Origin of the sequence: Sphingomonas paeninsulae (assembly GCF_003660165.1) — a bacterium.
In the GTDB taxonomy this organism is placed as follows: domain Bacteria; phylum Pseudomonadota; class Alphaproteobacteria; order Sphingomonadales; family Sphingomonadaceae; genus Sphingomonas_O; species Sphingomonas_O paeninsulae.
Window position 1 is genome coordinate 229494 of sequence record NZ_CP032828.1, and the last position, 12639, is coordinate 242132.

General features: G+C 56.2%; 7 protein-coding genes and 3 pseudogenes. 6 read left to right on the plus strand and 4 right to left on the minus strand.

The window, feature by feature from the left end; all coding sequences use genetic code 11:
* Positions 1-18: 18 nt before the first annotated feature.
* On the minus strand, positions 19-819 hold the full coding sequence (locus tag D3Y57_RS02260) for an enoyl-CoA hydratase-related protein (protein ID WP_121150960.1): 801 nt from the start codon (positions 817-819) through the stop codon (positions 19-21).
* A 381-nt stretch (positions 820-1200) separates the two neighbouring features.
* On the opposite strand from D3Y57_RS02260, the gene D3Y57_RS02265 reads away from it, so the two are divergent.
* A complete protein-coding gene (locus tag D3Y57_RS02265; protein ID WP_162986894.1) occupies positions 1201-2121 on the plus strand; it encodes a LysR family transcriptional regulator in 921 nt (306 codons plus the stop codon).
* Positions 2122-2158: 37 nt separating this feature from the next.
* Here the strand turns inward: D3Y57_RS02265 and tnpA are convergent.
* Positions 2159-2401 (minus strand): annotated as a pseudogene (gene tnpA / locus D3Y57_RS21495) (IS200/IS605 family transposase); the annotation flags it as partial.
* Between the two features lie 340 nt (positions 2402-2741).
* Here tnpA and D3Y57_RS02275 point away from each other — a divergent pair.
* From D3Y57_RS02275 to D3Y57_RS02290, 4 genes and pseudogenes are all read left to right on the plus strand, one after another.
* Positions 2742-4988, plus strand: a complete 2247-nt coding sequence (locus D3Y57_RS02275) for a TonB-dependent receptor (protein WP_121150965.1) — start codon at positions 2742-2744, stop codon at positions 4986-4988.
* 330 nt (positions 4989-5318) lie between these two features.
* Positions 5319-6082 (plus strand): annotated as a pseudogene (locus D3Y57_RS02280) (IS110 family RNA-guided transposase); the annotation flags it as partial.
* Positions 6049-6294: pseudogene (locus D3Y57_RS02285) on the plus strand (ATP-binding protein); the annotation flags it as partial. The pseudogenes D3Y57_RS02280 and D3Y57_RS02285, both read left to right, overlap by 34 nt.
* A gap of 43 nt (positions 6295-6337) precedes the next feature.
* A complete protein-coding gene (locus D3Y57_RS02290) occupies positions 6338-6961 on the plus strand; it encodes a plasmid pRiA4b ORF-3 family protein (RefSeq protein ID WP_121150968.1) in 624 nt (207 codons plus the stop codon).
* Between the two features lie 19 nt (positions 6962-6980).
* Here D3Y57_RS02290 and D3Y57_RS02295 read toward each other — a convergent pair whose 3' ends face one another.
* Both D3Y57_RS02295 and D3Y57_RS02300 read right to left on the minus strand, forming a co-directional pair.
* Entirely contained in the window at positions 6981-7952 is a 972-nt protein-coding gene (locus tag D3Y57_RS02295; protein ID WP_347400370.1) for an alpha/beta fold hydrolase, read from the minus strand.
* Positions 7953-8250: 298 nt separating this feature from the next.
* Positions 8251-9471 carry an acyl-CoA dehydrogenase family protein gene (locus tag D3Y57_RS02300; RefSeq protein WP_347400371.1) on the minus strand — a complete coding sequence of 407 codons (1221 nt, stop codon included), beginning with the start codon at positions 9469-9471 and terminating at the stop codon, positions 8251-8253.
* Between the two features lie 774 nt (positions 9472-10245).
* Here D3Y57_RS02300 and D3Y57_RS02305 point away from each other — a divergent pair.
* On the plus strand, positions 10246-12531 hold the full coding sequence (locus D3Y57_RS02305) for a TonB-dependent receptor (protein ID WP_121150975.1): 2286 nt from the start codon (positions 10246-10248) through the stop codon (positions 12529-12531).
* Positions 12532-12639 lie beyond the last annotated feature (108 nt).

Below are 12639 nucleotides of genomic sequence, written 5' to 3' on the forward strand. Positions count from 1 at the left end.
CTTTTCTGATGCTGCTCATCAGCTTGTGATCCGCTCCGGAAAGTTGGGCGGCCGGTTCGCGATCAGTGACCTGATACCTTCCTGAACGTCGTCACCACCGAAGCACATGAACTCCATCGCCACGGACGCATCGAACGTCGGGCCGGCGGTTCGGTAAAAATTGTTGAGCACCTGTTTGGTCCATCGCATCGCGCGCTGCGATCCGTTCGCCAGTTTTCGCGCGATCTCCATCCCTCGCTCTTCGAGCTCGCTTTCGGGAGCGACGAGGGAGATCAGGCCGATGCGCTCGGCTTCGGCACCGGACAATTCGGCGCCCGTCAGCAGATAATATTTGGCTTTCGCCATGCCGATATGTAGCGGCCACATCGTGCCGTTGTCCCCAGCGGCAGCCCCATAGGCGACATGGGCATCACAGATAATCGAGTCGGGCGCCGCAATGGAGACGTCCGCCAGTACCAGCGCCGGCACGAACGCTCCCGGATAGAGAGCAACGATCGGCTTGGTACAGTTGATGATGTTGTAGATCAGATCCGACGCTTCCTTGTAGACACGCATCCGGACCGAATAATCCTCCACCACTGCACGCATCTGGCGGATCGTGGCATCGCCATAGCCGGCCATGGTATCGGAATCGGTTTCGGCCAGATTCTTCCCAAACAATATTGCGCGCACATCGGAATCGCGTTCAGCCTCTAGGAATAGCCGAGGAAGTTCGGCGTGTGTCTTACCGACGTCACCGGCCCGCATGGCGATCCGAAGAATTCCTTCATCCTTTTTCTCGATGCTCAGTCCTTCAAATCCATCGTACTTATCCAACATACACCTCCTCTTCACTCTTTATTATTACTGATCACCGGCTAATTGTCTTACATCTGTCCATGATTTAAGAGTTCTGAATCACTGATTGTATGGCACCATGTATTTAGGGGGACATGTTGCAGCGTCTAATAATTTATGCCTGCTGTTTTATATGATACTATTATGGCCGGGCTTCCTCCTGCGAGAGGCAATGCCGCCGCGTCAGCACAATGGCGGGGCCGCCGTTCGCGAGCCGGCGATTTATCCTCGACGACTCTTCTGCGATCCGACGCCCGCCAATTCATGCATGTTTAACGGCTGCTCAAAATATGCTAAAACGATGTTGTCCGGATCATCATGCGCAAAGCTGGGGCCGAATTCGTGGCGAGAGGAGAGGATGGAGTGGACATCAAGGCGTTGAAGGGCTTCACGGCGATCGCGAACTGCCGGTCATTCACCCAAGCCGCGAAGCAGCTGTCGATCACGCAGCCCACGCTTTCGATACAACTGAAACGGCTCGAGGATAAGCTTGGCTTTCACCTTTTTCATCGCTCGAAAAAGGCAGCGGTGGAACTGACGAGCGAAGGACGAAAATTCCTGCTCGAGGCCCATCACGTGCTTCAGGCCTATGACCGTGCCGTCACCTATGGCCGGGAGATTCTTGCCAGCAAAAGCGGACAGCTGACGCTGGGCGCTGAATCCTTTTCGCTGCACAGACCGGAGCGCAACGAGCTGGTGTTCGAATATTTGCGCTCCTATCCGGAGATCAAATTCCGCGTGATCAACGATCAACCGTGCGAACTTTTTTCCCAGCTCGAGGAGGGCACGATCGACGTCATGCTGTGCACCCGTCCCGATTGCCGGGAGAATCTGGAGATGCTGAAGATCTGCGAATATGACCTCGGAATGTTTCTGCCGATCGAGACATGGTCGGGCGAGGGTACCACGATTGATTTGCGTTCGCTCAGCGGCTCCAAGGTCCTGAACGTGAACAGCCGCTATCATCTGCCGTGGACATCCCGTCTATGCCAGTTTTTCAGCCAGTTCGGGATCGAGATCATCTCCCCACCCGAAGAGGGATATGAAGCGGTCGTGCGCTTCTCACAGATGCTCAGACTGCCGATGCTGACATTGGATCTGCCACCGCGGTTCAACGAAACACCCGCCGATATGGTGCACTGCACGTTCGACGGTGTCGCGCTGCCCATCGAGTGGTACCTGATCAAGAAGAAAATGACTCGCAGCAGGGCACTCGACAAATTATGGGCCATGGGCACGAAAATCGCCGATAACAGCGAAGCCGATCTGGTGCTGGCGCGATAGACTTACCTGAACAACTGACCGGCTGAGGCCGGTAGGATCAGGCGGAGGGGCTGAAGCTTTGTTTGGGGTATGTCGATCCAGATAACGCATGATGATGTCATCGGTGATGTCGCCGGACATTGTTGAAAAAGAGCCCTCAGCCAGAAGCGCTGTTCCCAGTAGCGCTTGCGAATATGCTCGAACTCCTGCTCAATATTGCGCGAAGAACGGCCCTTGGCGCGCCGGACGAAGTCGCTGACCGAGACGTGTGGGGGATTTCGACGAACATTTGGACGTGGTCGCTCGGACGCCATCTTCTGTCGGACGGCCAAGGCTTCGTCATCGGCCGCGCCTTGGCGAGGCGCCCGCATCAGGCGTTGCGCGCCATGCCTACCTTATAGCGAATCCCTATAAAAGCCTCCAAGAATAGCATTAGACTGGCATGTCGATTGCCCATAGCGAATTATTGACAAACTCGATTGGTATTCGTTCGCCTTTTGAGCGCATACAATATCAGTTCGTAAAAACGAAGAAATGAGGAGGGGATTTTGAGCGCTAGTACGCAAAATGGCCACGATATAGTATCCGTTCGCACTATAGCCAATGATATCAGCGCCGCGTTTCCCCTGATTTGCTCTGCCATGCGCAAGAGCTTTGGTATTGGCGGAAGCGTCACGCCATCCCGTGCCACAATGGCCATCTCCATTGCCGCCGCTACGCTGTCGGTTGCCGATCCCCTTTTTGCGCAGGCCAAGACCGGCGAGGCCGCTGGCGGTATCGAGGAGATCGTCGTTACCGCCCAGAAGCGCTCGGAACGCCTCCAGGATGTTCCCATCGCCATCACCGCGATCACGAGCAGCCAGATCACCGCGCAACATGCCGGCAGCTCCTATGACCTGACCGCCGTGGTGCCGGCACTGAATTTCGGCAAGGTGGTCGCCTTCGCCACCCCCTATATCCGTGGGATCGGCACATCGAGCGTGACGGCGGGGGACGAGCCCAGCGTGGCGACCTATGTCGACGGTGTTTACATGGGGTCCACCCTGACGGCCGCGCTGCCGTTTAACAATATCGATCAGATCGAAGTGCTGAAAGGGCCCCAGGGCACATTATACGGCCGCAACGCGATGGGCGGCCTGATCAGCATCAAGACGAAAGCGCCCTCGGACGTCCTGACCGGTTCCGGTAGCGTCACCGTTTCGAACTACTCGACGATAGAGACGGACGGCTACCTGTCCGCCCCGCTTGGACAGGGCGTCGCCGCGAGCATCGCCGTCAATTTTCGTAACCAGGACAAGGGTTATTTCCATAACGATTTCCTCGGCAATGACGTCGGCAAGGACGAATCTTTTTCGGTTCGCTCGAAATGGTTGTTCACCTTGTCCGAAGCGACGTCGATCACTCTGGCTGCCGATTACGCCAAGTCGCACCAGACCGTCGGTGCCGCCGCGTCGAATTATCCCGGGAGCATTCCCGCAGCCTCGCTGCCGCCGGCGAACGGGCAGTTCACGGATCGTCCGCGTCACATAACGACCTTCTTCAATCCGCGCTTCAATGTGAAGACCTATGGCGGATCGGCAACGCTACGCAGCGATATCGGCTTTGCGGACCTAGTCTCCATAACGAGCTATCGCAGGACGGTTCTCCATGAGACGCTGTCTGGCAACGGCACGAGCGCGGACGGCGCGGCTGCGGTCACGACGCCAGAGATCGGAACCGTGGCGCTGGCGTCGCTATATTATACGGTTCGCCAGAACACCCCCTATTTCGCGACGCAGGAACTGCAAATACTGTCGAAGGACAACGGTAAGCTGAAATGGATTCTGGGCGCCTTCGGGCAGCTCAGCAAAGACGAATATGCGCCGCTGCGCGTGGGTTTCACCTTCGGGCAGCCGATATTGTATCAACTTTCCTCAACCAAGACGAAGGCCCTCGGGCTCTATGGCCAGGCGACCTATGAGTTGACGCCGGCCTTTTCGCTGACCGGCGGCCTCCGTTACAATCTGGAGCATCGCAGCGCGGCGGGATCGCTCTTCCTGAGCCCGACCCCCGTCGGCGCTCCCGCGGCCGTGATGTCCAAAGGCAAGACATTCCGCGGCATTTCCTATCACGCGTCGGCGCAATATCGGTTCAGCCCCGAACTGATGGTTTATGCCTCGACCAGCAAGGGCTTCAAGAGCGGTGTCTTCAATATCACCAATGTCGATGCATCACCTGCTGTTAAGCCGGAAACATTGTATGCCTATGAAGCCGGCTTCAAGAGCAACCCCGCGGGCATCGCCCGGATCAACGGCTCGGTATATTACTATAAATACAAGAGCCTCCAGCAGCAGGTATCGCAATCCAATGGCCTCGTCGCGCTGGAGAACGCTGGCGGCGCGGACTTGCAAGGTGCCGAACTTGAAGGCGAATTGCGTCCGATGCGCGGATTGACGCTGCGTTCGGGCATTTCCTACGAGCATTCGAAGTACACGAAATTCGCCAATGCCTCGGTATTCGCCAACGCTCCGGGCGGCGGCTTTCTGGCTCTCAGCGAGGACGTGTCGGGCAATCCGTTAGTCCGGGCGCCTAAGCTCACATTTAATGCCGGCGGTACATTGGACGTTCCGCTCCCCGAGAATTTCGGAAAGCTCTCCTTGAACGGGAATCTCTACCATACGAGCAGGTTTCCATGGGAGCCGGGCAACCGCTACCGGCAAGATGGCTACACCACGATCGACGCGTCCCTCGGCTGGACGGACGAATCGTCTAACTTCCGCGCGAACCTGTGGGTGAGGAACCTCACCGACAAGGTCTATTATCAGGGTTCCCTGCCGTCGCAGCGGTTTATCTGGGTGTCCAACGCGCCACCGCGGACATTCGGCCTGACCCTCGGATTCACATACTAGGGCTCCGACGCGCGCGACTGGCCACGATCGGCACCCCTGGCACCCCTGACAGAGCGAAGGGTTCCTCTCCTGCCCTCACCGCTCTCCTGAAGGCCGCTGGGGCATGATCCAGCCCTTTACGCCTCCTGACTTCTTCCTCGCCTAGCCAGCGGCGGTTGCGCCGCCCCTGTGACGCAGAAGGCGGCACGAAACGAAGGTGCATCGGCCATAAGCCGGCGATAGCCGTAAGACCGTATGTCCGCCTCGTGGCTGAGGTTGGTTCGTCCTACGCTGGTGATCCGAGGGTCGCTCGGGTGGGCCGAGCCTATCCTCACACGAGGAGAACGAACCGTGGGACAGCTTACAGAAGTTTTCATCGGAATCGATGTCGCAAAAGCGCGGAATGCCATCGCGGTTGCTGATGGCGAGCGCCGCGGTGAGGTGCGTTTCGTTGGCGAGGTCGATGCTTCACTGGATGCAATGCGACGGATCCTTCAGCGGATCGCAGGGAAATACGATGTCGTGCATTGCTGCTATGAGGCTGGACCGACCGGATACGGGCTTTATCGCCTGATCACCGAGCTCGGCCATTCGTGCATGGTAGTGGCGCCCTCGTTGATTCCGAAGCGGGCGGGCGACCGGGTGAAGACGGACCGTCGCGATGCGGCAATGCTCGCTCGTCTGCTCGCGCCGGCGATCTGACAGCGGTATGGGTTCCCGATGCAGGTCATGAAGCGATGCGCGATCTCGTACGAGCCCGTGCCGCTTCGGTTGAGGCCCAACGCGTTCACCGGCAACAGGTCGGCGCGTTCATGCTGAAGCATGGTCGCATCTTTCCATGCAAGACGACGTGGGGCGCCCGCCACTTCCGATGGCTTCAGGAGCAGCGCTTCGATCATCCCGCTCATCAGATCGCCCTGCAGGAACTGGTCGATGCGGTCCGGGTCGCGAAGGAACGGATAAAACGCATCGAAGCTGCGATCGAGGAGTTCATGGAAAGCTGGTCGCTGGCGCCTGTCGTTCGCGCGCTTCAGGCCCTTCGCGGCGTCGAACTCATCGTTGCAGTGACGTTCGTGACTGAGATCGGCGATACGCCAGCAAGGACCAGGCCGAGACCAGCGTCCTGTTCGAACTGATTGCGGAGCGCTATGAACGCCGCTCGCTGATTGTTACTTGCAACCAGCCATTTTCCGACTGGAACCTGCTTTTTCCAAATGCCGCCATGACGGTCGCCGCCATCGACCGGCTCGTTCACCATGCCACTATTCTCGAGTTCAACACCGAAAGTTACCGCCGCCGTTCCGCCGCCGCACGCGCCACCACATGATTGTCGTCGATGGTTGTCGTTGTCGCAGGCACCCCGATACGGCATGGTCACCGCCATGTTCGAACCCCATGACTTCTTCGTTCGCGCCAAGGTCCACATCATCGGCATCGCGCCCCCTGTCCGGCGCACCCTCGAACTGCCGATGGACCTTAACCTCGCCCAGCTCCACGAAGTCCTTCAGGCCAGCATTGGCTGGACCGACAGTCATCTCCACCAGTTCAATATCGGCGGCCTGACCTACGGCGCCCCCGAGTTCGACCAGGACGGTGTCATGGATCAGCAGACCTTCGAGGCCAGCAGCGTTCGCCTCGTCGATTTCGACTATCCCTATGAGGCACCCATCCTTGTCTTTTACCTCTATGACTTCGGCGACAGCTGGGAGCATATTCTCGAGTTGACCCGCCACCCGCGCGAAGCCGGCGTCAAATATCCCCGCTGCACCGCCGGTTTACGGTCCGCGCCTCCCGAGGATGTCGGCGGCACATCGGGATATTCTGACTTTCTTGAAGCGTGGCACGATCCCCAACACGAAGATCACAAAGACATGCGCCGCTGGGCCGGACGAAGCTTCAATCCAGAACGCTTCAATCTCGATGTCACTAACAAGGCAATCGCACGTGCCATCCGGCGATCACGCGGCAGCTATCGTTTCCGGCATGAAGAATAACCGGCCATCTCGATTGTCGTTACCCGGTTATCAAAATTGTCGTTGCACACGCAAGATAGAGTTTCAGATCGGTGACGAATCTATCAAAGCGATCATGGTGCACCCAATGGCCCGCTCGCTCATAGCTGGTAACGCTGGCGTTCCTGAAATAGTCGGCACGGCCATCTAGGCCCGGATGCCGCGCGAAGCTGCTTGCGCCGTGAACGAGCCAAACAGGACAGTTGATCTCTTGCCATAGTTCGTGAAGCTCATCGTCGGTGATGCCCATCGGGAGCGAGGACCGCACATAGTTGTCGAACTTCCAGGAATATGTGCCATCCTCGTTGCGATTCATGCCGTGGATCATGAGGTGGCGGGCCCGGTCAGCCTCGAGATGCGGATTTTCCTCGGTCATCCGCACGAAGGCCTGATCCATCGTAGCGTAGCGACGCGGTGTCCGGGCGCTGAGTGCACGCCGTTCATCGATCCAGTCTCGCCAGACTTCGGCAGGCGGATTGGCTGCTCTTTCCTCAAGGGGGGATATGCCCAGCCCTTCGATGACGGCGAGTCGGCGGACACGATCCGGATACAGACCTGCATAGCGTAGCGAAATGGCACCACCGAGCGAATGAGCGACGATCGAAACCGGTCCGTCGCTTGTTTGATGGATAAGCTGCGCGAGGTCGGACACGTAGTAGGGCATGGAATAACTTCCGTCTGGTGACCAGGCACTGTCTCCATGACCTCGCAAATCCGGGCAGATAACGTGCCAGTCCGAACGAAGCTCCTGTGCGATCCAATCCCAGTTGTGGGCGTGGTCTCTTCCGCCGTGGACGAGAATGACCAACGGGGCATCAGGATTGCCCCAATCAAGATAATGAAGCGCCAGGCGCTGCGATACGAAACGGTGGGATGTCGGTCCAAGATCGTTCATGCGGTCTGCCTGCGGTCGTTGACGTTGATGGCTGAGGTCATCCACTGTCACCGGTGACGCACAAGTGACAGTACTCATGCTCCGCATCCAGTATTGTAGCTGATAGTTGTCGTCGTAATAAGCTTGCAGTCCGTGTAGCAGGGGACAGTCGGGAAGTAGGATGTGCAGCGGTCGAACGGTTTGATTGTCCCAACGTTTCGCTCGCGCTGACCGCCGACAAAAGCGTCGTGGCGGATCCGCGTTGCGAACGAGTCAGATGTGGGGGATCCTCGAAAATACAACAGAGCAATCCATTCGATTTCAGGCCGCCAACTCTATTCGGCATAAACATCAGCAGCCCACTTGGCGTCCGCTTGCCATGAGCACCGCAACGCGATCAGGCAATTAGACTGCGCGCTACGAGCAGCTTCATGACCTCGCTGGTACCTCCATAGATTTTTTGCGCGCGCACGTCGCCGTAGAGCCGAGCAATTCCATATTCTTCCATGAAACCATACCCGCCGTGTAGCTGCAAGCATTCGTCGACGATCTCGTTAATTGCCTGAGAACAATGCAGCTTGCACATCGCTGCTGTGGCGATATCAAGCTGATCGAGTACAAGGCGATCTAGACATGAATCGACAAAAGATCTCATACTTTCAAGTTTGGTCTTCGCTTCAGCAAGCTTAAATTGCGTATTTTGAAGGTCGAACAGTGTACCACCGAAGGCTTTACGAGCCGTCACGTGCGCAATGGTCTGATCCAGTGCATATTCCGCCAAACCAACACATCGGATCGCAATTGAAAGCCGTTCCCAAGGAAGTTGGGTCATTAGCTGCCGAAACCCTTGTCCTTCCTCTTGTCCGAGCAGGTTTTCCTGCGGTACGAACACGTCCTCAAAAAACAATTCGGACGTATCAGCGGCCTGTAAGCCTATCTTTTTCAACGGCTTCCCGCGGAGAAAGCCATCGGCGCCTTTTACTTCGACCATCAACAAAGAAATACCCCGGCTGCCCCCAGCCAGATCGGTTTTTGCTGCAACACAGACCAGATCTGCAGACTGCCCATTAGAGATAAATGTTTTTTGGCCGTTCAAGACGTATCCGCCCTGAACGGCATTCGCCACTGTCTTTAACTGCTTCAGGTCGGAACCCGCACCGGGTTCCGTCATGGCAATCGCTGCGACGGTCTGGCCACTACCCAGACCAGGGAGCCACCGGGCCTTTTGCTCCTCGGTTCCGTATGCCAGAATATAATGGCTTACGTAATTTTGGACGCTGATACCCCATGCAGCGTCGCCAGCGCGCCCTTGCTCAAGCAGTATCGCTGCCATGAACGCCTTACTGCCGCCGCCGCCAAATTCCTCCGGCATGGACGCTCCAAGCAGTCCAAGCTCTCCAGCTTTGTACCACAAGTTCCGGTCGATGCAGCCCTGTGCACGCCACCCCTCAAGATGGGGCACAAACTCCCGCTCGAAAAACCGTCGTGCAATGTCTTGAAAAGCCACGACATCGTCCGTCATCCAACGAGCACGATAGGGCTCTAATGTCATAACAAAATCTCCGCCCGGGTCAGTCGAGCCACCAAAATGCTTAATGAGCGTCCGGAATACCGTCACACCCAGTCATCCTAGTTAGACTCGTGCAGCGCCGATACGGCACTATTTTGTCCCTCGCAAACAGATTCGTCCGCTCATTCGTTTTCAGTGAGATAAGTTCTTGTGACCAACCTGGCAAATTTCGTATCATATGATCAGCCTGTTAAGCAGCGCGGACAGCGCTAACCTGAATCAGGACGTAAATTGCAAATAGCCTGCGGTCGACCGCTTCTCGATAGCCGAATGACAACAGCCTTGCCACGAAGACGCATCCCTCCCCCATGACGTTAAATGCTGGCGGAGGCGGCATCGAAAGCTTCGGCGTCGCTGGACTAACAGACTTCCACCACCTCCAAATAATGCGCGTTGCGGCCGAAACTTTATCGCGCGGTTACTGGACTTGGCGCCTTCCGCTGTACAGTGTGATGAGGCCCTTCAAAATGCACCATGCGTTTCGGCGGGCGCGATCAACGCCAGGACTCAATTGGCACCTTAAGCCCGATCACCTATAACCGGAAACGGTATGGCGGTTAGTCGTATGTCGCCTGGGCTCACATTCACGACGTGTACTAGCTTAAAACGCTCCCCGCTGGTCTCGATAGTTCATTTATACAATCAAACGCTTTCTGGATAGTTTTGGGGACGCAGGGCCGCGGATAACCTGAAACTGTCAGCGACCGACGACCGGAACCCTACAAAGCACTTGCCACCCGCCATCCGATTGACTAGATAGATAGCGTAGTTGGATAAGTGATTTTGGCGCCTGCTCGGAGAAGTAGGATAGGGGAGATTAGGATGAAGACGATTTTGTTGGCATCAGTTGCGGCTGTTGGAATTTCGACCAGTGCGGCCGCTCAAGACTCGGCGGTGGCAGGAACTCCCGTCGCGTCCGAAAGCCAGGTAGCTGACATAATCGTGACCGCCCGGCGGCGTGACGAAAGCCTGTCGAAGGTGCCAATCTCGATCGCCGTCTTATCGAGCGGAGCGCTCGAGACACAGGGGATACGGTCCGAACAAGATCTGCAGACGGCTGTGCCTGGTCTCCTCATACAACAATCGGGCAGTAGTAACTCGATTAATTACTCAATCCGTGGGCAGACAGTAGACCAATTTACTGGCTCGCCGCCAGCCGTGCTTCCATACATAAACGAATTTCAGGTCGATCCCGGCGCTGCCAGTTCCTTCTTCGATCTGGCAAATGTCCAGGTTCTCAAGGGGCCTCAGGGTACTTTGTTTGGTCGAAACACAACTGGCGGCGCCGTATTGTATACAACGGTACAGCCCACCGATAAATTAAATGGGTTCATATCCACCAGGATCGCGAATTTCGACGGACGACAAGTCACTTTTGGTCTGACGTTGCCGGTGGCACCGTTTGCGTCACTCCGATTGGCCGGCAACTACGGAGATGGTGGCGGGTACGTCAAAAATCTGGGGGCTTACGACGGTGTGCTCGGCGCAGGCGGTAACTTCGTACCACGCTCAGACCGTCTAGGGAATGACCGTAACAAGGCGATCCGCGCCACCCTTCTTTTGACCCCGACAGATGGCATCAAGAATACGACAATAGTTCAGGTTACATCCGACAAGGGGACAAGCGTTCCTGGCCTTCTGTATACATCCTGCGGATGCTCGCTTGATGCACCATTCGTAGCAGGCCAAACAGGACCGTTCTCAGGGCTGCCAGCTTACCTGGCCTGGCAGAAACGAACGAATACGGAAACATATTCCAACAGCACCTGGAAGTTTAAATCCAAGAGCCATTTTGTAAGTAATAACACCGAGATCAATCTGGGCGACAACTTGGTACTAAAGAATATTGTTGGCACGGCATACTATAACAAAAATTTTGAGGCGGATATCGACGCAACGCCTTGGCATATCTACGAGGCGGCCCAAGGATATCCTGCCAATCACATGGAGCATCGCCAATTCTCCGAGGAGCTTCAACTGCAAGGCAAGGCGTTCGACGGCAAGCTGCAATATGTGGCTGGGGTTTACTACTCCTACCTGCGCGATACCCAGGACGATCATCTTGTGGTGTACGGCGCAATACCCAGTCCCAGCATATATACCCTTAAGGATCAGTCCTACGCTGCCTTCGCGCAAGCAGCCTACAGTATTAGCAATCAGGTGCATTTAACCGGTGGGTTTCGGTACACTAAAGATGAAATCAAGGGTTTCGAATTACCGGGCAGCCAGTTCGCCCCAGGCGGAGCCGCATATTCTCCAACATATGACCAGAAACAATCGACCTCTTTTTCCAAACCTAGTTGGAACGTCAGTCTCGATTATCAGATAAAGCCGTCTTTGCTTCTCTACGTGACACAGCGAGGAAGCTGGCGCGCCGGTGGCTTTAATTTTTCAGCTCCGCCGGTCTCCACAGCGGGTAAGTTTGGTGGAAATCTCTTTCTTCCCGAAACCGCGAAGGATGTGGAGCTCGGTGCAAAATTCAACGGCAATATAAATGGAATGCGAGTTACGACCAATTTTTCGATTTATCGCCAATGGATCAACAATGTGCAACGTGCCACATTTATCTCCGTCCCCTTCCCTGCGGTGGTGACGAGCAACGTACCTAAAGCGCAGGTAACAGGGCAAGAGTTTGACTTCACGGTTTCGCCAGCGTCATGGTTGCACGTCGGCGGGCAGCTGTCGCACGTCAACGCCAAATTTACTGACCCCCTCGTGATCGCGTTCGGCCAGTCAATCCCTTACGGACCGTATGGCTTCTCGCCCAAGTGGTCTGGGTCCGCATTTTCTGAGATATCCCAGGAAATTGGTGATGGCAGCTCCGTTGCCTTGCGCGGCGACGTGTTCGCGCAATCCTCATTCTATTTCTCGAACGAGGCCAACACGTTTCTTCCAGGCACGAAAGTTGCAGGGTACGCCCTTGTTAATGGCAGGTTGAGTTGGAACAACATTCGGGGAACCGGCCTAGCTCTTGCTGTCTATGGAAAGAACCTTCTGGATAAGCGATATTTCGTCGGAGGCCTGGCTACAGGCGTCACTTTGGGGACCAACTCTGTCAATCCAGGAGTGCCACGTAGCTATGGGCTAGAACTGAAGTATGCATTTTGAACCGTCAGATACCCTTTCTTGTGACGACCTCGACAGGTTTAGGATCACGGAGTGCCATGCATTCAGAACGATCGGCTCCGGTCGTGCCCTTTGACACTGCGCCATCTA